23 protein-coding genes are annotated in these 21,627 nt (G+C 65.2%); 16 read left to right on the forward strand and 7 right to left on the reverse strand.

The window, feature by feature from the left end; translation table 11 throughout:
• Positions 1-73 precede the first annotated feature (73 nt).
• Together AC5Y5V_RS10565 and AC5Y5V_RS10570 are read left to right on the forward strand one after the other, a co-directional pair.
• Entirely contained in the window at positions 74-1,069 is a 996-nt protein-coding gene (locus AC5Y5V_RS10565) for a CobW family GTP-binding protein (protein ID WP_499933853.1), read from the forward strand.
• Entirely contained in the window at positions 1,066-1,887 is an 822-nt protein-coding gene (locus tag AC5Y5V_RS10570) for an acyl-CoA thioesterase (protein WP_499934208.1), read from the forward strand. Before AC5Y5V_RS10565 ends, AC5Y5V_RS10570 begins: the two co-directional genes overlap by 4 nt.
• On the opposite strand, the gene AC5Y5V_RS10575 is transcribed toward AC5Y5V_RS10570, so the two are convergent.
• Positions 1,875-3,362: a cobyric acid synthase gene (locus AC5Y5V_RS10575; protein ID WP_499933855.1), complete on the reverse strand. Its 1,488-nt coding sequence runs from the start codon at positions 3,360-3,362 to the stop codon at positions 1,875-1,877. The two genes, AC5Y5V_RS10570 and AC5Y5V_RS10575, sit on opposite strands and share 13 nt — an antisense overlap.
• A gap of 48 nt (positions 3,363-3,410) precedes the next feature.
• The gene (locus tag AC5Y5V_RS10580; RefSeq protein ID WP_499933857.1) at positions 3,411-3,875 is read right to left on the reverse strand and encodes a hypothetical protein; all 465 of its coding nucleotides are present in this window, start codon (positions 3,873-3,875) and stop codon (positions 3,411-3,413) included.
• A 78-nt stretch (positions 3,876-3,953) separates the two neighbouring features.
• Here AC5Y5V_RS10580 and AC5Y5V_RS10585 point away from each other — a divergent pair, with 78 nt between their 5' ends.
• The 4 genes from AC5Y5V_RS10585 to AC5Y5V_RS10600 are packed head-to-tail and all read left to right on the forward strand — an operon-like array spanning position 3,954 to position 6,025.
• Complete coding sequence (locus AC5Y5V_RS10585) at positions 3,954-4,637, forward strand: TetR/AcrR family transcriptional regulator (protein WP_499933861.1); 684 nt, start codon at positions 3,954-3,956, stop codon at positions 4,635-4,637.
• Positions 4,634-4,954 (forward strand): carboxymuconolactone decarboxylase family protein, encoded by a 321-nt coding sequence (locus AC5Y5V_RS10590; RefSeq protein WP_499933864.1) that lies wholly within the window; start codon positions 4,634-4,636, stop codon positions 4,952-4,954. The genes AC5Y5V_RS10585 and AC5Y5V_RS10590 overlap by 4 nt, the downstream gene beginning before the upstream one ends.
• Positions 4,951-5,526, forward strand: coding sequence for a carboxymuconolactone decarboxylase family protein (locus AC5Y5V_RS10595; RefSeq protein ID WP_499933866.1), 576 nt, complete (start codon positions 4,951-4,953; stop codon positions 5,524-5,526). The genes AC5Y5V_RS10590 and AC5Y5V_RS10595 overlap by 4 nt, the downstream gene beginning before the upstream one ends.
• A 10-nt stretch (positions 5,527-5,536) precedes the next feature.
• A complete protein-coding gene (locus AC5Y5V_RS10600) occupies positions 5,537-6,025 on the forward strand; it encodes a glutathione peroxidase (RefSeq protein ID WP_499933870.1) in 489 nt (162 codons plus the stop codon).
• A gap of 34 nt (positions 6,026-6,059) precedes the next feature.
• Here the strand turns inward: AC5Y5V_RS10600 and AC5Y5V_RS10605 are convergent, their stop codons facing one another.
• Positions 6,060-6,908: a sigma factor gene (locus tag AC5Y5V_RS10605; protein WP_499933873.1), complete on the reverse strand. Its 849-nt coding sequence runs from the start codon at positions 6,906-6,908 to the stop codon at positions 6,060-6,062.
• A 93-nt stretch (positions 6,909-7,001) separates the two neighbouring features.
• On the opposite strand from AC5Y5V_RS10605, the gene AC5Y5V_RS10610 reads away from it, so the two are divergent.
• The 4 genes from AC5Y5V_RS10610 to AC5Y5V_RS10625 all read left to right on the forward strand — a co-directional run bounded on the left by AC5Y5V_RS10610 (position 7,002) and on the right by AC5Y5V_RS10625 (position 10,139).
• The gene (locus AC5Y5V_RS10610) at positions 7,002-7,229 is read left to right on the forward strand and encodes a hypothetical protein (protein WP_499934211.1); all 228 of its coding nucleotides are present in this window, start codon (positions 7,002-7,004) and stop codon (positions 7,227-7,229) included.
• A gap of 79 nt (positions 7,230-7,308) precedes the next feature.
• Positions 7,309-7,656: a type II toxin-antitoxin system prevent-host-death family antitoxin gene (locus AC5Y5V_RS10615; protein WP_499933877.1), complete on the forward strand. Its 348-nt coding sequence runs from the start codon at positions 7,309-7,311 to the stop codon at positions 7,654-7,656.
• Between the two features lie 13 nt (positions 7,657-7,669).
• Positions 7,670-8,314: an ATPase gene (locus AC5Y5V_RS10620; RefSeq protein WP_499933882.1), complete on the forward strand. Its 645-nt coding sequence runs from the start codon at positions 7,670-7,672 to the stop codon at positions 8,312-8,314.
• A gap of 202 nt (positions 8,315-8,516) precedes the next feature.
• On the forward strand, positions 8,517-10,139 hold the full coding sequence (locus AC5Y5V_RS10625; RefSeq protein ID WP_499933885.1) for a hypothetical protein: 1,623 nt from the start codon (positions 8,517-8,519) through the stop codon (positions 10,137-10,139).
• A 355-nt stretch (positions 10,140-10,494) separates the two neighbouring features.
• On the opposite strand, the gene AC5Y5V_RS10630 is transcribed toward AC5Y5V_RS10625, so the two are convergent.
• On the reverse strand, positions 10,495-11,061 hold the full coding sequence (locus tag AC5Y5V_RS10630) for an FKBP-type peptidyl-prolyl cis-trans isomerase (RefSeq protein ID WP_499933889.1): 567 nt from the start codon (positions 11,059-11,061) through the stop codon (positions 10,495-10,497).
• 15 nt (positions 11,062-11,076) lie between these two features.
• Positions 11,077-12,462: a triacylglycerol lipase LipY gene (gene lipY, locus AC5Y5V_RS10635; protein ID WP_499933892.1), complete on the reverse strand. Its 1,386-nt coding sequence runs from the start codon at positions 12,460-12,462 to the stop codon at positions 11,077-11,079.
• A gap of 235 nt (positions 12,463-12,697) precedes the next feature.
• Between lipY and AC5Y5V_RS10640 the strand changes: the two genes are divergently transcribed.
• Positions 12,698-13,483 carry an MBL fold metallo-hydrolase gene (locus AC5Y5V_RS10640; RefSeq protein ID WP_499933894.1) on the forward strand — a complete coding sequence of 262 codons (786 nt, stop codon included), beginning with the start codon at positions 12,698-12,700 and terminating at the stop codon, positions 13,481-13,483.
• Here the strand turns inward: AC5Y5V_RS10640 and arsM are convergent.
• Positions 13,470-14,264: an arsenite methyltransferase gene (arsM, locus tag AC5Y5V_RS10645; RefSeq protein ID WP_499933896.1), complete on the reverse strand. Its 795-nt coding sequence runs from the start codon at positions 14,262-14,264 to the stop codon at positions 13,470-13,472. The two genes, AC5Y5V_RS10640 and arsM, sit on opposite strands and share 14 nt — an antisense overlap.
• 85 nt (positions 14,265-14,349) lie before the next feature.
• On the opposite strand from arsM, the gene AC5Y5V_RS10650 reads away from it, so the two are divergent.
• From AC5Y5V_RS10650 to AC5Y5V_RS10670, 5 genes are all read left to right on the forward strand, one after another.
• The gene (locus tag AC5Y5V_RS10650) at positions 14,350-14,700 is read left to right on the forward strand and encodes an ArsR/SmtB family transcription factor (protein ID WP_499933899.1); all 351 of its coding nucleotides are present in this window, start codon (positions 14,350-14,352) and stop codon (positions 14,698-14,700) included.
• A 636-nt stretch (positions 14,701-15,336) separates the two neighbouring features.
• Complete coding sequence (locus AC5Y5V_RS10655) at positions 15,337-16,443, forward strand: tyrosine-type recombinase/integrase (protein WP_499933904.1); 1,107 nt, start codon at positions 15,337-15,339, stop codon at positions 16,441-16,443.
• On the forward strand, positions 16,440-16,787 hold the full coding sequence (locus AC5Y5V_RS10660) for a helix-turn-helix domain-containing protein (protein WP_499933908.1): 348 nt from the start codon (positions 16,440-16,442) through the stop codon (positions 16,785-16,787). Before AC5Y5V_RS10655 ends, AC5Y5V_RS10660 begins: the two co-directional genes overlap by 4 nt.
• 76 nt (positions 16,788-16,863) lie before the next feature.
• Positions 16,864-18,267, forward strand: a complete 1,404-nt coding sequence (locus AC5Y5V_RS10665) for a site-specific integrase (RefSeq protein WP_499933912.1) — start codon at positions 16,864-16,866, stop codon at positions 18,265-18,267.
• Positions 18,268-18,472: 205 nt separating this feature from the next.
• Entirely contained in the window at positions 18,473-19,228 is a 756-nt protein-coding gene (locus tag AC5Y5V_RS10670; RefSeq protein ID WP_499933916.1) for a DUF1889 family protein, read from the forward strand.
• Between the two features lie 86 nt (positions 19,229-19,314).
• Here the strand turns inward: AC5Y5V_RS10670 and AC5Y5V_RS10675 are convergent, their stop codons facing one another.
• Positions 19,315-21,558 (reverse strand): AAA family ATPase, encoded by a 2,244-nt coding sequence (locus AC5Y5V_RS10675; protein WP_499933918.1) that lies wholly within the window; start codon positions 21,556-21,558, stop codon positions 19,315-19,317.
• Positions 21,559-21,627 lie beyond the last annotated feature (69 nt).

Genomic DNA, 21,627 nt, shown 5'->3' on the forward strand with positions numbered 1-21,627 from the left:
CTTGGCACTCGGTCAGGCCGGTGTCGGGAACGGCTAGCCTCGGATGACCGAGCCGACGTCGAGGGGGAGGACTGTGCCTGAGATACCTGTGATCGCACTCACCGGGCATCTCGGCGCCGGCAAGACAACGCTGCTCAACCATCTTCTCGGTCATCCGGGCACGCGAATCGGCGTGGTGATCAACGACTTCGGCGACCTCAACGTCGACGCCGCGCTGGTCGCGGGTCAGGTCGACGAGCCCGCGTCCATCGCCGGCGGCTGCATCTGCTGCCTGCCCGACGACGGCGGCCTCGACGACTCGCTGGCCAAACTCGCCGACCCGGCGCGTCGCCTCGATGCCATCATCGTGGAGGCCAGCGGCCTGGCCGATCCGGTCGCGATCGCGCGGATCATCGGGTTCAGCAAGGTTTCCGGTGTCCGCCCGGGCGGGCTGGTCGACGTCGTCGACGCGCTGCAGCACTTCGACACCGTCGACCGCACGGTCCTGCCGCCGGTGCGGTACGGCGCGGCGTCGCTGGTCGTCGTCAACAAGCTCGACCAGGTGCCCGAAGACGAGCGATCGGCGTTGGTGCGGCGCGTCGAAGAACGTGTGGCGCAACGCAACCCACGGGTACAGGTGGTGGCTACGACGGGTGGCCGCATCGACCCGGCGCTGCTCTTCGACGCGTCCGGGGAGGTCGAGACGACCGGGCAACTGTCGTTGCTCGACCTGGCGCCCGAGCACACGCACGACCACGTGCACGCCGATTCCGTCACCGTGAGCGGCACGGGCTGCGTCGACCCCGACGCGTTGCTCGACCTGCTCGAACAACCGCCGCCCGGGGTGTTCCGGCTCAAGGGTGTGGTGGCGGTGCGCCACCGGGCGAGCGAGCGCGCCTATGTCGTGAACCTGGTCGGCGCCGCAGTGCACATCGCGAAGGCGCCGCCGCGGGCCGTTCCCAATTGCCTGGTGGCGATCGGGATGCATCTCGACGACCCGCCGGTGCGGGCGGAACTGGATAAGGCGCTGCAACCCGTGGCGGGGTCCGCGTCGGCGCATGCGCTGCGACGGCTGCGGCGGTACCTCTGATGTCCTCGCTCGGCGATGTGCTGCCCACCATGGAGCTCGAAACGGTGGACCCGCGGCGCTTCGTCGGGCAGCAATTACCGGCGCCGGGCAATCACATCCTGGGCGGACACATCTCGGCGCAGGCGCTGCTGGCCGCCAGCCACACCGCGCCGGGCCGGGCGCCGCACAGCGTGCACACGTACTTCCTGCGCCCGGGCGACTCACGCCGGCCGGTCCAGTTCGACGTCGTCGATCTTCAAGAGGGCCGGACGTTTTCGGCGCGCCGGGTGACCGCGCGGCAGAACGACAAGATCCTGCTGGAAGCGATGTCGTCGTTCAAGGTCGCCGATCCCTCTGCGGCCGCGGTGGTTTACCAGCCGCCGTTGCCGTCGACTGCAAAACCCGAGTCGTTGCCGTGGGTGGCGCCGCACATGGCCGAGTCCGAGGGCCAGGCTCGGTATGCGAGCCTGCGCTGGTTCGAACGCCGGATCATCGACATCGAGAACACGCCGCCCGCGCGGTCGCGGATGTGGTGGCGCCCCGACGGCGAGGTTCCCGACGACCCGGTGCTGGCCGCGAGTTTGGTGGCCTACCTGTCGGCGGTGACGCTCACCGAGCCGGCGTTCGCCGCGCGCGGCAAGGTCGGGGAGTCGGCGCAGCGCGATCATTCCGTGTGGTTCCACGGTCCGGCGGTGCTGTCGGATTGGCTGCTGTTCGAACGCTCTTCGTCCAGCAGCGCGGATTCGCTCGCGCTGGCCAGCGGGACGATGTTCAACCGCAACGGCGACCTGGTGTGCACGGTGCGCCAGGAGATGTACTTTCCGCCTTATCCCGGCTGAGCCGGCGCCCCGGGCGGCAGGAAGGGCGGGGCGGGCCGGCAGCCGTGCCGGGCCAGGGAGAGCAGGGCGTCGACGTCGAGGTGGCGTTCGACGAGGTCACCGAGGAGGTCGAGGCGGCGTTCACGTGCGGGGTGAAAGCGCGTGCCCGACGGGCGCAGTCCGAGCGTCTCGCGCAGGAAGGCCTCGCGCAGGGCGTCACCCTCCAAGGCGCCGTGCCACATCGTGCCGAACACCCGCCCGTCGCGCACGCCGCCCAGAAACTCCTCGGCCGCCTCGCCGCGGGTGATCCGGCCGTGGTGGATCTCGTACCCCGACGCGGGCGCGCCGAGGCCCGTGCCCCGCGGCAGTCGCAGAACCTTCTCGGCGTCGAATGTCGTTGTCACATCGAGCAACCCCAGCCCATCGACCTCCTCAGTCGGCCCTTCGATGTAGAGCGGGTCTTTGATTGCCCGGCCCAGCATCTGAAATCCGCCGCAGATGCCCAGCACCGGCTTGCCCGCCGCGGCGTGGTCCAGCACGCAACGGTCCAGACCTCGCGCCCGCAGCCAGGCCAGATCGGCGATCGTCGCGCGGGTGCCCGGCAGCACGACCAGGTCCGCGTCGCTGAGCGCGCTGGGGTCGGAGGCGAAAACCACGTCCAGGTCCGGTTCCAGGCCCAGCGCGTCGATGTCGGTGAAGTTGCTGATTCGGGGAAAGCGCACGACGACCACCCGCCGGGCCGCGGCGCCGGGCGCGCGCCGGCCCTCCAGGTCGAGGGCGTCCTCGGAGTCCAGCCACAGGTCGGGATGCCACGGCAGCGTGCCGTACACCCGTCGGCCGGTGAGTGTTTCCAGGTCGCGCAGGCCGGGCGTCAGTAGGTCGAGGTCGCCGCGGAACTTGTTGACCACGAACCCCGCGATCAGCGCCTGGTCCTCGGCGGACAGCAGCGCGACGGTGCCCAGGAACGCGGCGAACACCCCGCCGCGGTCGATGTCCCCGACGACGATCGTCGGCAGTCCCGCATGACGCGCGAGCCCCATGTTGACGTAATCGCCTGCGCGCAGATTGATTTCGGCCGGGCTGCCGGCTCCCTCCGCGATGACGACGTCGTAGCGGCTGGCGAGGTCGTCGAAGGCGCGATGCGCGGTCTCGGCCAGCGCCCGTCGTCCCTCGACCCAGTTCGACGACGCCAGCTCGCCCCAGGGTCTGCCCATCACCACCACGTGGCTGCGCTGGTCGCTGCCCGGCTTGAGCAGGACGGGGTTCATGGCCGGCTCGGGGGTGGCCCCGGCCGCGAGCGCCTGCACCCACTGCGCGCGGCCGATCTCCGCGCCCTGGGCGCCGGGACCCGCGCACACCATCGAATTGTTTGACATGTTCTGCGCCTTGAACGGCGCCACTTTGACCCCTCGTCGGGCCAGCGCGCGGCACAGCCCGACGGTCACCGTGCTCTTGCCGGCGTCGCTCGTCGTACCGGCGACCAACAGACCCGACATACGTACATCCTGGCCGTTGCCCGGGCCGTCCCGCCAGGCGCGGTAGCGCTACTGCACGCCGGTTGTCGAAAGTGGCTTCTCGGTAACCGATTTCGGTGTCGCTGCGATCCAGCCCACGTACGTCAGCCAGAGTCCCACCACACTGAGCAGTCCGAAGAAAATTCGCGCTCCGAGTAGCAGTCCGGGATTGGACAGGGTCTGGTCGGCGCCCGATTCGATGGCGTTGGGCAGCGCCATCAGGGCGAGCCCGCGCAACGCGACGAACCAACCGAATAACGAGATCACGATGGCGCTGGCGCCGCGCCAGGACTGGTGGAACGCGATGATGATCAGTCCACCGACGAGCATCATGGCGCCGAGGATCCACGGCAGCACCGCGTTGGCGAAGAGATCGTTGAGCAGGCTGTTGAGTTTGGGCAAGCGCAGGGCGACGATCGCGGTGACCAGGGCAACGAAGGGCCCGATCACCCGGGCGAATGCTCTGGTCCGCTGGGTCGGGTTGGACTGAAGCATTGTTCTCCTTTGATAAACCGACTGACGGTCTATTAATACGGTAGAGTCGCCCGTGCCGGACGTCAACGAAGGGAAGCCGTGCCACGCCAAGTCAAGCCCGACGAGTATGCCGCGCGGCGGGCAAAGATTCTCGATGCCGCCCTCGAGCTCATGCGCACCAAGGGGTACGAACGCATGACGATCGACGACGTGCTGGCGGCGACGGGCATGTCAAAGGGCGCGCTGTACCACTACTTTCGGTCCAAGTACGCACTTCTGGAAGGAGTCGTTGCGTCGATGGGTGAGCGGACATTGCGCGAATTGCAGGCCGTAGTGGACGATCCTGACCTCGGCGCGATCGACAAGTTGCACGCCTACTTCGCGACGGAACACGCCGGGAAGACCGAGAATGCCACGGCGGTCTCGACCGTCATGCGGCTGCGAACCGACGAAAACAACGCCCTGCTCCGCCAGAAGATGGCGCGTGAATCGATGCGGACGACGGCCCCGCTGCTCGCGTCGATCATCCGGCAGGGCTGCGCCGAAGGGGTTTTCGACACCGACTGCCCGACCGAGGCGGCAATGATCGTCACGGGAATGACAGTGCACCTCGCCGACGTGTTCATCGACGCGATCGAGGCCGACGGGTCGACGGGCGCAGACCTCAACGGGGCGCGCATTCAAAGTGTCCTTGGCGCGTATTTTCAGGCATTCGAACGGATCTTGGGCGCGCCGGCAGGTTCGTTGGCGTCGTGGGCCAAAGGGGGTAGTCCAGAACGATGAGTGACATCCGCCGACTTCACGCCGAACTCGTCGCCCGGATCCTTGAAAGCGACGCGACCGCGTCGCGCGAGCTGCGCCGGTCCGCGTTCGACAATGCCGGACTGGACGAACCCCTGCGCATCCTGGTCGACACGGTGGCCAACCGCTCCTGTGCGGTCACCGACGAGGACATCGCCGCCGCCCGCGCGGCCGGGCTCAGCGAAGACCAGATCTTTGAGATCGTGGTGTGCGCCGCCGTCGGGCAGGCGGATCGCCACTACGCCAACGCGCGCGCCGCCATCGCCGAGGCCACCGCGTCGGGGGACGGTCAGCAATGAGACTGGCGATCCTCGACCGTGGTCACCACCTCGGCACGAAGGCGTTGTTCGCAGTGATTCGCGTGGTTTCGAGCCAGCCGGTGGTCGACGCGGTCAAACTGGCGTTCTACCGCAAGGACTTCTATGGGGCCGGCGAACTCACTCACGAAGCGATGCGCGGTCCATCGGAATGGTCGGTCGGGGACCGCGAGCTGATGGCGGCCTTCATTTCTCAAGCGAACCAGTGTCCGTTCTGTGTCGCCGCGCACTCGGCCACGTCCCGGCTCTGGTACCGCGATGACGCGAAAGTCGCTGCCGTCCTTGCCGATGTGGACACGGCCCCCATCGACGAGCCGCTGCGGGCGACGCTGCGACTGCTCGCCAAGCTCGTCCGCGAGCACCGCATCGACGCGTCCGACGTCCAGGCCGTGCTGTCCGCGGGCGCTACCCCCGCGCAGCTCGACGACGCCCTTGCCGTCCTGCTGGCCTTCGACATCACCGACCGGCTCGCCAACGCTTTCGACTTCGCGGTGGCAGGCCGGGACGCGATGAACGCCGGGGCCAAACATCTGTTGAAACGCGGCTACCGTTAGCGTCGTCGTTGTGACTCTCAAAGACATCGCACTGACCAGGCTCGACGGCACGCCGACCACGCTCGCCGAATTGTCCGACGGCGCAACGCTGGTCGTCAACGTCGCGTCCAAATGCGGACTCACTCCGCAGTACACCGCATTGGAGCGACTGGCCACCGAGTACGGTGAGCGCGGCCTGACCGTCGTCGGCGTCCCGTGCAACCAGTTCATGGGCCAGGAGCCGGGTACGGCCGACGAGATCCAGGAGTTCTGCTCGACGAACTATGGGGTCACATTCCCCCTGCTGGCCAAGACCGACGTCAACGGCGACGACCGCCACCCCCTGTACGCCGAGCTGACCAAGGCCACCGACTCCGGCGGTGAGGCCGGGGACATCCAGTGGAACTTCGAGAAGTTCCTGCTGTCGCCCGAGGGCGAGGTGGTCAACCGGTTTCGCCCGCGCACCGAGCCCGACGCGCCCGAGGTTGTCAGCGCCATCGAGGCCGTGCTGCCCGAGTAGGGCCGTTACCGCTGGGCGCTCGCGATGTCGAAGATCACCCCAGCGCGATCCCGCCCTCGCGGCGTCGTACACCGGCCAGTACCTCGCCGGCGGCGCGGAACTGCAGGCGGCGTACCTGACCGGCCTCGACAGTGAAGTCGAAGGCGACCTTGACTTGTCCGCGGTGGATCCACGCGGCGCCCGGGCGATCCTCGACGAAGACCGGGAGGGCGGCCTTGGCGGCGCCGTTGAAAAAGCTGGCCACCTCATCGGCGCCCTGCAGGCGCGTCGGGGTGCCCAGTGCGCTCGCGGCCGCGTCGGCGGAGACCACCACATCGGGAGCCAGCAGCTCCAGCAGCCGTGTGAAGTCGCCCTCGCGGGCCGCGGCCATGAAGGCATCCACGACCTCCCAGTCGGCCAGGGCATCCTCGGTTGCGGCCGGGCGCACCTTGGCGCGAGCCCGGGACGCCAGCTTGCGCGCCGCGACCGGCGTCGTGTCGAGCATCGCGGCAATCGACTCGAAGGCAAAGCCGAAGCTGTCGTGCAGGACGAAGGACACCCGCTCGGCGGGCGTGAGGCGGTCGAGCACGACCTGCATCGCGACTCCGACTGCGTCAGCCAGCGCCACGTCATCGGCCGGATCGGATCCGGCCGCCTCGACCTCAATCGGTTCCATCGGCACCGGCCGCCGCGCCCGCAGGCCGTCCAGGCACAGACGCGAGGTCACCGTGGTCAGCCAGCCCGGCAGGTTCTCGATCCGCTCGTCGGTGCCGTGCAGCCGTAGCCACGCCTGCTGCACGACGTCCTGCGCCGCGTCGGCGTCGCCCAGGATCTGCGCGGCGATCCGCTGCAGGCGGGGACGCTCGGCCTCGAAGCCGTCGCGGAGCTGGTCGTCGCTCACCATGGCGCGGTCACACTTTCGTCGTCGGATGCGTCACTATCCTGACGCACCCGGACCGCCCGGTGTGACCGGACAAGGAGGACCCTTGTGAAGACCATGACCTGCCAGGACCTCGGTGGCCCTTGCGAGCTCGCGCATCGCGGCGAGAGCGCCGACGAGATCATCAAAGCGCAGGACCAACACCTCAAGGAACTCGTCAAGGCAGGCGATGATGCCCACGTGCCCGCCCGCGACGACATGAAGGGCCGCTGGCGGCACCCGATGAAATCGATGGGCTGGTACAACGACGTCAAGAAGCGGTTCGCCGACCTGCCGGACATGTGAAGCGCCACCGATAGGCCCCAATCGCACAAAATAGCCAAAACGACTAGAGTCGGGGGTCATCACCGAAGGGGAAGCACCAATGTCCACGGTCTCGTTTCGCAACCGCGAAGGCAAGCTGGTCGATGTACCCATGGTGGCCGCCACCCGTCTCAAGAACGAATTCGGCGCGGTCTTCGAGGAGGCTGCAAAGAGCGGCGCGGTGGTGATCACCAAGCACCACACGCCTCGGGCGGTGTTGCTGTCGTACGCCGAATTTGAGGCGCTGACCGCGTCCGCCGCGCCCGCGCTCGACGACCTCAGTGAGCGTTTCGACGGGCTGTTGGCCAACATGCAGACCGCGAAGGCCAAAGCCGGAGTGGCCGCGGCATTCGACGTCACTCCGGAGGAATTGGGGGCCGCGGCGGTGAAGGCCGCGCGGTCGCGGTAATCCAGCGCGGCCTATGGCTCGCAAGACGACCCGGCCGGCGCAGATCCATGTGCTCGCAGGGGTCAACGGCGCCGGCAAGAGCAGCATCATCGGCGCTACCATCCGCGACAAGGGCGGTGAGTACTACAACCCTGACGAGGCCGCCCGCGAGATTCTTGAGGCCAACCCCGGGCTGGGCCGCGATGACGCCAACGCGGCGGCATGGGAGCAGGGCCGACGGCTGCTCGAGCGGGCGATCGATGAGGGCCTCAACTTCACCTTCGAAACCACGCTGGGCGGCAACACGATTCCCGCGTTGTTGGCCGAGGCCGCCTCGCGTGGCATCGAGGTCCACGTGTTCTACGTCGGGCTCGACAGTGCCGACACCCACATCGAGCGGGTGCGACAGCGCGTCCGCACCGGCGGACATGACATTCCCGACGCCGACATCCGCCGCCGCTACCGGCACAGCCTGATCAATCTCGTGACGTTGCTGCCTGCGTTGACCGAACTACGGATGTACGACAACTCCGCGACCGCCGACCCCGCGACCGGGGTGGCGCCGCGGCCGGTTCTGGTGCTGCACATGCAGCGCGGCCGCATCGTCGGGCCGCCCGATTTGACCGGCACGCCCGCGTGGGCCAAGCCCGTCGTCGCGGCGGCGCTGGAGCTGGGGTAGGGCCGTAAACAGCCTCTCTGCACATCGGCGTCGATGCGTTCGGTCGGTGCTCGGGATCAGGATCGCCGGAGCGGGATAGCCCAGCACCCGTACTCGGCTGCCCGAGGCTACGCAATTGAAGTAGCCCACTACTGTATGCCGCTCGCTCGAGCCGCAGCACTATGGCGTTGTCGCACTTCGGACCGCAATTGAGGGGTAATCGATGACAACCGAACGTTCTACGGTGTCGACTGTCGACAAGCAATCGCCAAACGGTGACGCACAGCTGAAAGGGCACCGGCCTGGGCCAGCCAAGCTATTGGGCATCACACGCACTGGTCCGATCTACTTAGCACGTGCAGACCTCACCCTCCTTTCCACGCCGGTTTATCTGGCGTTCGTCCAAGAACTTGCGCTGCGGTCCATGAAGCCAAACGCCCGAGTGGTGTCCACCGTGGCCAGGCGCGTCCACGGCGACGACGCACTCAAGGCGTGGCACCAAACATGCGCAGTGATCGGACCGCAGTTAGCCAATACCTCCGCGCGATTCCGCCGGCAATTCCTCGTCGAGACGCTCACCTACGTTCGACGGCAAGGCAATATCAACGGGATCGAACCCATCCTTGGCGCCGCCATTAATGCCACCTGGCCGCTGCTGGAACTCCCGACGACGGATCGGGTTCTTCAAGCGTTCACCCGGAATGCAGCAACATCAGAATTCGCGAAAGAACACCTCATTCCGATCGCCGATCCGATCACGAAGACGGTAACTGTGTTCTTTCCTGGTGACCTCGCCCATCTCGAACTGCATCTCGAGGAATGGCGAGAGCGTCGCGAAATCCACTTCGGTGCAGGAACCCCAGCTTGGACACACTTTGGCCCTGATGGAAAGTTTGCGCAATCGATGTGGGACGCGGCGCGTGGACGCGACAAGTGGTTTGGGCGTGGCGACCCACGACTAGGTGGACCCGGACAGGGCGGTTCGTACGACGATGACCCGTACGGATACGAAGCAAAGGCGCAATCGATGTGGGACGCGGCCCGTGGACGCGACAAGTGGCTTGGGCGCGGCGACCCGCGACTTGGTGGACAAGACGATCCGAATGCTGAACGTCGCGTCCTAGACATGATTCACGAGCTTCTGGGCGCCGGCGACCTAGACGCGGCGGCAGAAGCGGCGCTGGGCTGGGCGGGCCGGGGTTTGGGACTGGGCCGTTTTGGCTGGGACAGCAAGGACGACGTCTTAAGGGACGGAGGCCCGTTCGGCTCCGGGCACATGCTCATGCCAAGCGGGCAAGGTGCCGGAGGGTGGCTGGATGAAGTCGGCGAGGCGATTGAAGAAGTAGGCCAGGATACGCAGGAGAACGGCCATGACCTCATGGACAAAGGTAATGACATGATCTACCACGGGACGCCGGCAGAAGGCGTACTCGGCTTTGCTGTTCTGGGTGTTGGCGGCGTCGGCGTCGTAACGGGCGTCATTATCGAAAAAATTGGTACGGCGATAAAGCCAAGTCCGGAACCTGATCCAGATCCAAAGAAGAAGGACGGTGCGACCGGCCTATTTCCGGATCCATACGGGGGCGGAGGGAACCCGACCACGATTTGGGATGGCAACGACGGGGTGGGCCCCACCACCATCTGGGATGGCGACAGCGGGGTAAGCCCCACCACCATCTGGGATGAGAACGGCGGCGGTGGACACCCGGCAACGATATGGGATGAGAACGGCGGCGGAGTCGCTCCAAGCACCGTTCAGGGCATTCCAATCTCTGGCACAGTCATTACCGGCTCTGGACTTAAGGCGCGTGCGATTCAGCTCGGCCCGCGAACTTTCGCAATGTGATCGAGCGTCCGCCTTTTGTTTCGGCTGCCGGCTAGCACACCTGCCAGGGTTGATAACGTCGTCGAGGAAACAACGGGGCTCCAGAAAATCGCAGTTCCGCAGGTGTCCTTATCCACCGTCACATTGTGACGGATGCAGTGGCACAGAGTCCGGAAGACAAGTAATTTTTCACGCGCGAGCCCGCGCCATTAACCGCCAATGAATATTCGGCGCCAGCGCCTTCCGGCGCGTCAGCGGGGTCGTTGCGTCGCCGCTGGTGCCGCGTCTTCGCGATAAAGCTTCGGTGCCGCCGACGGAGTACGCCAGCAGAGCGGCGCAAGGGCCAAACGGCGCCGTCTGGCCCCGCGCCCGCCGCTTAGCCCGACGCGTTAAGGATCTTGATCGCGAAGATGAGCGAGTCGCCCGGGCGGATTCCGGCGCTGGGCTGACCACTGGGGTAGCCGTCCGCGGACGTCATCGCGACGGCGACGGTGGAACCGACCTTCTGTCCGGCGATGGCCTTCTGGAAGCCGGGGATGACTCCGTTGAGCGGGAAGTCGACGGGGGCGCCGCGTTCGTAGCTGTTGTCGAAGATGGACCCGTCGCGGCCGTTGACGCCCATGTAGCAGACGGAGACCTTGGCCGTGTTGGCGACGACGGGTCCGTCTCCGGCGCGCAGTGTGTGTACCTGCGTCTCGGTCACGCTGAACGGCGGAGTCACGGTGACGCGGGGGGCCGTAGTGTCCGTCGGGCCGGTGACCGCGGTGCTGCCGGTGGCGCCGGCCAGCGTCCAGTCAGCCGCCGAACCGGCTTGCGGCGCGGCGGTTGGGCACGAGCCGGCCGCGTTTGCCGTGCCCGATCCGACGAGCGGCACAACGATCGCGGCAACACAGGCCGCCAGCGCGGCGGAGGAATACACCCGGGTTGATTTCACGGCCGCCACGCTACAGCCTTGCCGTCAGAGACCGAGCTCCTGGTCGATCCGCGGCCAATAGCTGGGGCCGTCCACGGTGAGGATCACGAAGTCGTGAATTTGGCCGTCCGCCAGGGTGAAGTACATGGGGGCCATCTGGGCCACGGCGAATTGCTGCAGGCGCAACGCGTCGGGCGAGAGGATGTCCATGTTGCCCGAGTAGACATACGTCGGGACATTGCTGAATGTCCCGTACAGCGGGCTGACCATGGGGTCGTTGAGGGGTAGACCGTCGGCCCACTCCGCGCCGATCAGGCGGGCAGCCCCGACGGGAAGCAGGGGATCCTGCACCAACCCGATGTTCGGATTCGTCATCCCGAGGTCGAGCCAGGGGGAGATCAGCACCATCGCCGATGGGAGGCCTGGATGGGTCGGATCAGCCGCAAGCATATTGACGGCGGCCAGCGCGAGGTTGCCGCCCGCGGAGTCACCGATCACGCTGACGTCGGCGGACCCGTGGTGGGTGACCTGCTCGGAAATGAAGCCGGCCATCTTGGGTACGACGGATGCGGCGGTGCCGCCCTGCTGCAGCAGCGGGTAGATCGGCACTTCGATCGTTGCCCCAGTCTGGTGCGCCATCACCGTGTAATCGAGCCAGTGGAAGATCGACGGCGGGAAAATAAAGGCGCCACCGTGAATGGCAACCACGTATTCGCCCGACGGATGAGCGGGCGTGATCTGCACGACGCTCATTCCCTGATATGTGCTGTGCTGGACTGTTTCTCCCAGCAGCAACGTCAGGAATTGCGGCGGGCTGTTGCCGATCGCCAGCGAAAGAACTGGGACGTCGCCCGTGAGCAGACCGAAGAGCGGGTTGCTGGTGTTTGCGAGCTGAGGTTCGAGGCCGGACAGCGACAGTATGGGCTTCAACGGCAGCAGCGCGGTCTCTTCGAACCTGGTTATCAGAGAGGGCGTTCCGGTGTAGCCGCCCGTCTGTGTCGCCGGGAAGGGCGGCGCGGCCGGCGCGCCGAAGACGTCGGCGAGTAGCGTGTCGGCGACGCGCGTGATCTCGGTGGCCAGTGCCGAGGGGGCCTGTTGAATCTGCTGCTCGAAGGCCAGCAAGGAATCCTCTAATGCCGCCAACGGCGATGCATTGAATGCCTCCGCGGCGGTATACGCGCTGCTCGCGCCGGTCAATGCCTGCACGAACCGCTCGTGGAAAACTGCCACTTGCGCGCTGAGCGCTTGATAGCCCCGGCCGTGCTCCGAAAACAGCGCCGCGATCGTCGTCGACACCTCGTCCCCGGCGGCGGCCAGCAGCCCGGTGGTAGGAGCCGCGGCCGTGGCGTGTGCCGCCTCGATCGCCGTACCGACTTCCGCCACATCCGCCGCTGCCGCAGTGAGCCACTCGGGCGCTACCACCACCGACATGAGACCCTCCCGCCCATCGCTTGATTACTCGGGCCTGTCAAGTGGCAGCACGGAATTCAGCTCCGGCGACCACGCCGACAGGTGCAAGTTGTTTCCCCTCGATCAGCCCATTGAGAGCCCCATTTCAGAAACGTACATCGTTGACGGCTGAGACAGGAAGCGCGAATCACAATTAATTCCGGTCCGTGCGAATCGGTATGAAAGTGTGGGCTGACGTACGGAGAGGACCCCGCGCATGACCGACGTGACAATCACCCACATCGGGGGACCGACGGCACTCATCGACTTCGGTGGTTGGCGGTTGTTGACCGACCCCACGTTCGACCCGCCCGGCGAGCGCTGGCACTTCGGCTGGGGTGCCATGTCACGCAAACTCACCGGCCCCGCACTCGCCGCCGCCGACCTCGGTCCCGTCGACGCCGTGTTGCTCACCCACGATCACCACGGGGACAACCTCGACCGAGCCGGCCGCGCGCTGCTTCCGGAGCTGGGCACGGTAGTGACGACCGTGCCGGGCGCCAAGCGACTCGGCGGGCAGTCAGTCGGGCTGAAGCCCTGGGAGACAACCACACTCACCGCGCCCGGGCGGGCGGCTGTCGAGATCACTGCGACGCCGGCCCGGCACGGCCCGCCCGCGAGCAAGGTGATCGTCGGGACCGTGGTCGGCTTTGCGTTGCGTTGGGACGGTCAGGAGCACGGTGCGCTGTGGATTTCCGGGGACACCGTGCTCTTCGACGGGGTTTGCGACCTCGCCGCACGGTTCGACGTCGGCACGGCGCTGCTGCACCTGGGCGGCGTACGGTTCCCGATCACCGGGCCGCTGCGCTACACCATGAACGCCCAGGAGGCCGTCGAGGCGTGTCGGCTGCTGAATCCTCGAACCGTGCTGCCCGTCCATTACGAGGGATGGAAGCACTTCCGACAGCCTCCCGAGGAGGCTCGGCGGCTCCTCGGTGCATCCGAGTTCGCGAGCCGCGTGACGTGGCTGTCGCTCGGTACGCCGACGGCTATCGGCGTATGACCCGCGTGGGTTTGGTCGCGCGGACGGTCGCGCCGTGCATGCCGTCGGCAACTTCATGGGTGAACGTCACCGAGGCATCGACGAACCCAGCCGCAGCCAGGCCGTCGAGGTACTCCTGCACGGACAGTGCGCCGGCGATGCAGCCCACAGCCGAACCGCGCTCAGCCCGTTGCGTCGCAGTGAGGTGATCCTCGGCGACGACGTCGGAGATCCCGATTCGCCCGCCGGGCACCAAGACCCGAAACATTTCGGCGAGCACGGTCGCCTTGTCGGCCGACAGGTTGATCACGCAGTTGGAGATCACCACGTCGACTGCTGCGTCAGGCAGCGGGATGTCCTCGATGTTGCCCTTGAGAAACTCAACGTTGCTGACGCCGGCCTTGGCTTTGTTGGCTTCTGCCAGCGCGAGCATTTCGTCGGTCATGTCCACGCCGTACGCGAACCCGGCCGGCCCAACCCGGCGCGCCGAGAGCAGCACGTCGATGCCGCCGCCGGAGCCCAAATCCAGGACGCGCTCACCGGCGTGCAGGTTGGCGACGGCCGTCGGGTTGCCGCACCCAAGGCTGGCCGCGACGGCGTCGGCCGGGAGCTCGGAATGCTCGGCGGCGCCATACAGGCCGGCACCGAAAATGCCGCCGACATCGACGGCGTCACTCGACCCGCAACAGCTCGCCGCGGTGAGCGCCTCGCTACCGCTGGCGCCGGCGCTGATCGCGGTCGCGGCCGCCGCGTAGCTGGCGCGAACCTGATCGCGCAGGTCGCCGAACTCGGTGTCGGTCATGCAGAGACCTCCCATCGACAGTTGTCTATGTGACTGAGGATGCATCATCCATAGATGACTGTCAATATGTGCAATACTGAGGCCTATGCCTGTTTCGCAGTTGGTGACCGATCTTGAGGCGTGCTGTCAGCCCATCTTCGACACAGTGCTCGATGCTGAGGCCGCCGAACGGCTGGCCGCGATACTCAAAGCGCTGGCCGAGCCAACTCGGCTGCGCCTGGTGTCGTTGATCGCGGGCCACGACGGAGCCGAGGCGTGTGTCTGTGACCTGACCGAGCCGGTCGCGCTGTCCCAGCCGACGGTGTCGCATCACCTCAAGATTTTGGTCGAGGCGGGTCTGCTGGAAAGGACTCAGCGCGGGAAGTGGGCGTATTACCGGATAGTGCCAGCCGCCTTCGACGCGCTAGCCGGGGCGTTTGCTCGCGCAAGCGGGTAGCGGGGCGAGGCAGGCAGTTACGTCACGTGACGTTTCTTGGCCTGCGCCGTCGCTGACGGCACGGCAGGGGGGCGACAATCCGGGGTGTGTCGAGCAGGGCTCGTGCTCATCGAATCGTCACGTGACGAATCAACGAGTTGGAGCCGGTCTTGGTGAGAGGTGGGCCACGGGCCTCGCACGCCGATGGGACACGGCCGAGGCGCATGCGCGCCGCGCCGACGGGGCATGGCGGGTGATCGGGCAGGGCCAAATAAAGATGTGTCGCCGGAATGTCTCGGGGCACCGGAAGCTCTCGGGCGACAAACGAGACCCTGACCAGCGGCGACGGCATTCTGCCTGGATATCGTTTTGCCGATAAGCGACATTATGTCAAGTTAATTGCCGCATATTGCATCAGATGAATCAATCGCCTATCCGCCCTGATGCGGCGGACCACAGTACGACTGGGTGGCAAAAGTGCATCGCAACAGCGCGTTTCGGGCGCTTTCGTGTGAATCGGACCAGCCGTGTCGGGACGTTGCGCCGCGATGCGCAGAACGAACGGTTTCAGATGGGTCGCGTTGACCTGCCATGATGTGGTAATGATTCATCAGATGATTCATTGATTCATTAGATGAGACAGCCTCGGAGGCTTCGTTGCCCGTCGACAAGAGTGGCCGCTTCTACGTTGTGGGCTCGGTCCCGCTACTGCACCCGGAGGCTCAGACGGTTGCCGAGATGCTCGAGGGGTGGCGCAACCAGCAACTTTGCCGCAACCTCGCGCACGACACGATCGACCAACGGATCCGGCTTGTCGAGCGGTTCCTCTCCTACACCAACGAGTTTCCGTGGACCTGGGCGCCGGCAATGGTCGAGGAGTTCTTCAGCGACCTGCGTTCGATCCAGAGGCGCAGGCAGTCCACGATCCGCGGGTACCAAAACGCGTTGCGGCTGTTCTGTTCCTACGTGTGCCACCCGGACTACGGCTGGGACCAGGTGTGCGAGCAGCGCTTCGGCACCCACCCGGCTCAGGTGTTCTTCGACTGGAACACCGCGGCGCACGTCCAAGACAACGAACAGTCGCCGGAAAAGCGCGCATTCACCAAACAAGAACTGCAAGAGTTCTTCGACTACGCCGACGATAAGGTCGCACTGATCGCCGCCTCGGCACGCAAGGGCTGGCTGCCCGCATTCCGCGACTCCGTGATGTTCAAGCTCGCCTACGCGTACGGTCTGCGATTCAACGAACTACGGCACCTGCAAACCGTGGACTTTGCCCGCAACCCCCACGCCCGCGAATTCGGCCGCTACGGGCTGGTCCACGTGCGCTACGGCAAGGCCAAGAAGGGCTCACCACCCAAACGCCGTAGCGTGCTGACCGTCTTCGACTGGACGCCGGAGGTGATCGCCGACTGGTTCGCCCACGGCCAGCCCTACATGGATGACGGGATCGACCTGTTTCCCAGCGAGCGCGGAGCTCTGGTCGCCGAAGACACTCTGCTGCGCCGATTCCGCCGTTACTGCGACGCACTGGAATTCCCGCCCGGACTGGATCTGCACTCTCTGCGCCGCTCGTATGCCACTCATTTGATGGAAGACGGCTGGGACCCGATGTTCGTGCAACATCAGATGGGCCACGAGCACGCCAGCACCACCTCCCTTTACACCTGCGTGTCCAGCGACTACCGGATCCGCACGCTGCGCCGCGCCTTGGACGCCACCATCGACGAAGCGCTGGCATTCGTTGACGAGGAGACCTCATGAAACGCCAAGTCGACTACACCTGGCGACTGGCCGAAATCATGGCCGCCCACAGCATGCACAACAGCACCGAGCTGATCCCCCGCCTGGCCGAGCGCGGGATTGTGCTGTCGCGGCCACAGGTCTACCGCGTGGTTCACCAACGGCCCGAACGGGTTTCGGTGCAACTCTTAGCCGCCTTATGCGACATCTTCAGCTGCGGAATCGAAGACCTCATCACCGTCACCGCCACCGACGTGCGGGCAAAGAAGACCGCCTCATCAACCGCCGCGACATCCCCGAACGTCGTCGAGCTGAACAAATCAGTGCGACCACGCCGCGCGCGTGTGATTCCCGATGCCGATTAACCCCAACCCGCGATCCACCACACGGGGGCGGCCACGAGTCACCAACGGAACATCACAATGCAGCCGTTGCGAGCGCATGGCCAACCGGTTGCGCGTGTACTGGCCCGGCGACCAACTCTGCAACAGCTGCTTCTACACTGCCATGCGCGCCCGTGGCATCTGCCCCAACTGCGCACACGACGGGATACTGCCGGGCCGGCTTAACCACACCGATCAACGTCCCGTATGCCTGACATGCGCGGGCATCCCCGGCGACTACTGCTGCCGAAATTGCGGCGCGGAAGGCGAGATGTATCGGAGCCGACAGTGCGCACGCTGCGCCCTGCGCGACGACCTCACCGTTCTGGTCGTCGACGGCGCCGCAGACCCGAGCGCCATGTCCAGAATCGTCGAAATCCTCTGTGGTGTTGAGCGTCCCGAAAGCATCCTCACCTGGAAGCGGTCACCCAAAGTCCAGGCCCTCCTCAAAGCGCTCGCCCGCGGCGACATACCGCTGACCCACCGGGGCCTCGACGCGATCGGCCGCGGCCGCCACATCTCGCATCTGCGCAGCCTGCTCGAACACCACGAGCTACTGCCCCGCCGCGACGAACACCTGGCTCGCTTCGAGTTATGGCTGGCCGCCAAACTGGACGACATTGCCTCGCCAGACGTGCGAGCGCCCGTTGAACAATTCGCCAGATGGCACCACCTGCGCCGGCTACGCCGCAACTCCGAACCCGGTCAGGCCAACGACGGCCCAAAACGCTCCGCCAAACAAGAGATCACCGAGACGATCAAGTTCCTCACCTGGCTCGAATCCAACCATCACCGCACCGCAGCCACATGCCGCCAACAAGACGTCGACCAGTACCTTGCCTCGGGACGGACCACGCGCCATCTGATCCGAACCTTTTTCGTCTGGGCCAAGAAAAGCAAGATCAACACAGCCGTGACCATCAATCATCGGCAAGCCAAGACCGCCCACGCACTTACCCAAGAGCAGCGGCTCGCATGGCTGAAAGAACTCCTCACCGGCGACGCGGAATCCCTGCCCTACCGAGTCGCCGGCACCCTGCTGTTGCTCTACGCACAACCACTCACCAGGATCGTGGCGTTAAAGACCGCAGCTATCGTGCTCAGACAACGCGAGACGCGCATATCCCTTGGCGCCGAACCAATTCCAGTTCCCACACCGTTCGCCGACATGCTCAACCACCACCTCCGCAACCGGCCCAACCTACGCACCGGAGGCGGCATCGTGGCCAACCCGTGGCTATTCCCCGGCCACTACCCCGGTACGCACCTCGACCCGCAATCGATCATGCAGCGACTACGGAAACTAGGCGTCAACCTTCGGGGCGGGCGCAACTCCGCACTGCAGCACCTCGTCGCCGAAGTCCCACCTCCCCTAGTCGCCGAACTGCTCGGCTACAGCTACCAAGTCACCCAGCGACACGCCGAACTCGTTGCCGGGCCCTGGTCCCGATACGTCACGTAGTGGTTGCGCCGGCTAAATCCACCGCCAACGACGACTCGCTGCATCACGGCCAGTGACGGATTATGCCGCCGAGATATGCTGCCCGTGTTCTGCTCCGTGCGGGCATCCTTTGTCACGTCGAACCCACCACGTTGACACGAGTTCGGTCCTCAAGCGCTTTCACTAAAACTCTGTCGGTGCTGGTGGTTACCGTAGTAACTCCCGGATGAAGCAGGAGCCGTCGATGTTCGATGATGAGGTGGACTACCCCACCGCTGTGGCCAGCTATGACGACGATGGTGTGGCTGAAGCCATCCGCTGGTGCACGTCTCACATGGAGAAGGGCGACACCCTCACCGTCTGGACAAAGCTGAAGTCCAACTTGCGCAACTGCGCCGGGTTGGACCGACTGGTCAGTCGCCACGCCGACGTCGAGCACGAGACCGGCAGAGGAGGCGCATACGTCCGCGGCCATGGTCCGGTGCTGATGGCCTGGCCGGACATGGACGACATTGGCGAGCTGGTCCGATTCAGCAGCCACATGATCCGGGGGCTATGTGTGATCACTTGGAACGCCGACCGGATCCGGCCGTGGGTGACGCAGATGCGACCGGACATCCTCGGCGACGGTTCGGAGTGGGAGGACCTCACGCCGAAGCTAGACCCTGTGGTAATCGAGGCGATGAAGAGTCTCACGCTGACGATCAACCACAACAACACCATCACGGCTGGCTACGAGAAGGACGACGTCGTGAGTGTGCTCCTCGGACTCCACGATGCCGGCATCCCGATGGACGGCGACGCGATGCAGGGATGGGCACTTGCCCACGGTTGGTCCGGAAAGAACCCGGCACAGCTGGCCAAGTACGTCAAGGACATCAAAGGCGGCAAGCGACCCCGGTGTAACCGAGTGATCCGCTCCGACTACATCGACCACCTGAGGAAGCGTGTCGCCGGAGGCATCAATGACGACGAGGAGTGACCGCGGCCGTTACGTCGCGGCCCTTAACGGGAAACCTCCGCTGCCGCTATCACGTTGTGCACTAACGCGTTTGCCCACCCCTGAGTTTAGGAGGGCGCGTCCTTATAGGCCTGTCTGGCATTCTGCAATTCCTGCCAGTGCTGCTCAAGTCCATTTAGTGTCGGGCTGACGTACATGGCGGCAAGTGGCTGGGAATGGCCGTCGATGAACCGACAGGCATCTTCAAAGATTCTGGTCACTGTCGCAATAGCGGCTGGCAGCGCATTGGCTTTGATCTGCGGCAGTGTTGTCATGCGCACGTTGGGCTGATAACGCTGGGTGACACCCTGCAGTAACTCCTGCTCGGTGAACACCTCGCACCAAGAGCGGATCCAGCTATAACCGGTCCAAACCAGCGCCGCGCGCGCCTCGCCGGACTCTTTCTGCGCAGCCGCGATCTTCTCGTTGATTCTCTTGGCGATGCTCGTCACGGTATCCCAGCGCGGTCCGGAGGCGTGGACGACCTCGCCCTTACCGGCTTCGTCGGTGACTTGGAAGTAGGTGCATCGCTTAGACTTCTCGAACAGCGCGAGCAGGTTGGTGGCGAGCAAGATGTCGTGGGTGAATACGATGACTTGGTGGTCTTCGGCGAGGCCTGCGATGCGCTGAGCGACTTCGCGTATGCGCCGGTGGTCGAGGCTGGAGACGGGGTCGTCGAAGATGATTGGGGCCGTGATACCGGCCAACCTTGCCTCGGCGAGGAAGTCAGCCATTGCCAAGACCTTCTGCTCGCCCTCAGAGAGCACTTTAGACGGCTTGACCTTGCCGCCGATCATCTTGCGGCGCTGAGCTTTACCCTGCCGGCCTATAAAATCTACCTTGAGCTGGGGGGCTCGAAGCGCCTGGCATTCCTCCCGGAAGAGTGTTTCGAAGTTCTGGTTGATCAACTGATCGCTGGCCGTCTTGGCCAGTGAAGTCACACCGCGGCTCAATGTGGGTATGGCCTTGGCGAGGATCGCGAGCCGCTCAGCTTCCTTGGCGTCGTTGACTTGTCGCTCGATGGTCGGCCAAGACCGTGTGAGTTCTGCTGCGGCGATGAGCTCGTCGCGCTCCTTCTTCTTCTGCGCCAAGGCCGTCACACGGTCCTCGGCTTGTCCCTTGAGCGCGGCGAGCCGGCGCTGGGCGTCGTCTTCGGCTTCGTCGATGGTGGTGCCGAGACGGGCAAGACTTTGTGCGTCAAGCGTGGCCGGCTCGGCTGCGTTGATGGACCGCAGGAGCCCCGTGAGGAGGTCGTATGTCTGGGCGACCGCGTCGTGGAACGACGGTCTGCTGGCGTCGCCGTCGGCTTGTTCGGCGAGGAAAGAGGCGACGTCCGATGTCGCCACCTCCCGCAATCCGAGGGTTGCGGCGGCGATCGCTTGATCGGTTATGCCGATGTCGGCACTGATCTTGTCGGCAAGGTAGTCACTGTATTTGGTGATCAGGCTGCGCGCTGCGTCGGTGAGCGGCTGGCGGCAGTACAAACAGTGGTCACCGTCGTGGGCATCGACATCGACGAGGTGGGCGCGGTAGGTTTCGCCGGCTGCGATGAAAGCCTGCCATGTTTCCTCTGGGGGCGCGGGCAGGCCCGCAGCGCTGAAGAGCTCGTCCCGGAACTGCTGGTAGTCGCTGCGTAGTTCGATACGTTGCCGCAATAGCTCGTTGTAATCTTCGGCATTGAAAGCACTTAGGGTGGCGGCCGCGCCTTTGGCCTCGGCGAGGACGCGAACGAGATGCGCGGTGGTGGTGATCTGGGCGCCTATGGTGTTGGCCTCAAGCGCGGCGACTGCCTGACGGAGTACGTCGATTCGTTGCGCAACGTCGGGATCGGAATCGGCCATGTCCCGGAGCGTAGTGAGATCGGTTGCTGCGCCCAATGTTTCGATGATTGGGTAAATGCTGGACTCTCTGGGGAAGCGGTCACGCAGTGTCTGTGCACCCGACCTGAGCTGTGTGGTCGCCTCGTCAATCCGCGCTTGAATGTTTTTCAGGCCCGCGATTACGTGGTTGAAGAGTGCCAGCGCTGCGGGCACATAAGTGTATTCGAGGTCATCATCGACGTGGAAGTTCACACACGGGCTGTCGAAGATCGACATTCGGGTGAACGGGGTGACACCTCGTTCACCCGTCCAGATCAAAGTGTTGGAATGGTCGCCGAGGCGGTAGTTCACAGTCGCTGACTGCGATTGAGCTGATGGGGCATCGATGTTGCCAAGAATCATCTCGTCCGCTGTGCGGCTGGCGGCGAGGGCTTTGAAGATTCGTGAGTAGCCAGTCTTGCCGGTACCGTTCTCACCGAACAGAATGGTCATGGCTTCATGCGGCTCGATGACCGCCCCTGCCACGAGCGCGTTGACGCCGGTTACGTCACACAGTTTGTC

The organism is Mycobacterium sp. NGS68, from assembly GCF_059812195.1.

Bases quoted from the DNA above. Each gene is read 5' to 3' on its own strand.
- AC5Y5V_RS10665 (WP_499933912.1), top strand. From the start codon at position 16,864: ATGGCCAACCGGTTGCGCGTGTACTGGCCCGGCGACCAACTCTGCAAC.
- AC5Y5V_RS10650 (WP_499933899.1), top strand. From the start codon at position 14,350: ATGCCTGTTTCGCAGTTGGTGACCGATCTTGAGGCGTGCTGTCAGCCC.
- AC5Y5V_RS10675 (WP_499933918.1), bottom strand. From the start codon at position 21,558: ATGACCATTCTGTTCGGTGAGAACGGTACCGGCAAGACTGGCTACTCA.
- AC5Y5V_RS10670 (WP_499933916.1), top strand. From the start codon at position 18,473: ATGAAGCAGGAGCCGTCGATGTTCGATGATGAGGTGGACTACCCCACC.
- AC5Y5V_RS10590 (WP_499933864.1), top strand. From the start codon at position 4,634: ATGAGTGACATCCGCCGACTTCACGCCGAACTCGTCGCCCGGATCCTT.
- AC5Y5V_RS10605 (WP_499933873.1), bottom strand. From the start codon at position 6,908: ATGGTGAGCGACGACCAGCTCCGCGACGGCTTCGAGGCCGAGCGTCCC.
- AC5Y5V_RS10660 (WP_499933908.1), top strand. From the start codon at position 16,440: ATGAAACGCCAAGTCGACTACACCTGGCGACTGGCCGAAATCATGGCC.
- AC5Y5V_RS10615 (WP_499933877.1), top strand. From the start codon at position 7,309: ATGTCCACGGTCTCGTTTCGCAACCGCGAAGGCAAGCTGGTCGATGTA.
- arsM (WP_499933896.1), bottom strand. From the start codon at position 14,264: ATGACCGACACCGAGTTCGGCGACCTGCGCGATCAGGTTCGCGCCAGC.
- AC5Y5V_RS10620 (WP_499933882.1), top strand. From the start codon at position 7,670: ATGGCTCGCAAGACGACCCGGCCGGCGCAGATCCATGTGCTCGCAGGG.
- AC5Y5V_RS10595 (WP_499933866.1), top strand. From the start codon at position 4,951: ATGAGACTGGCGATCCTCGACCGTGGTCACCACCTCGGCACGAAGGCG.
- lipY (WP_499933892.1), bottom strand. From the start codon at position 12,462: ATGTCGGTGGTGGTAGCGCCCGAGTGGCTCACTGCGGCAGCGGCGGAT.
- AC5Y5V_RS10575 (WP_499933855.1), bottom strand. From the start codon at position 3,362: ATGTCGGGTCTGTTGGTCGCCGGTACGACGAGCGACGCCGGCAAGAGC.
- AC5Y5V_RS10610 (WP_499934211.1), top strand. From the start codon at position 7,002: ATGACCTGCCAGGACCTCGGTGGCCCTTGCGAGCTCGCGCATCGCGGC.
- AC5Y5V_RS10580 (WP_499933857.1), bottom strand. From the start codon at position 3,875: ATGCTTCAGTCCAACCCGACCCAGCGGACCAGAGCATTCGCCCGGGTG.
- AC5Y5V_RS10625 (WP_499933885.1), top strand. From the start codon at position 8,517: ATGACAACCGAACGTTCTACGGTGTCGACTGTCGACAAGCAATCGCCA.
- AC5Y5V_RS10640 (WP_499933894.1), top strand. From the start codon at position 12,698: ATGACCGACGTGACAATCACCCACATCGGGGGACCGACGGCACTCATC.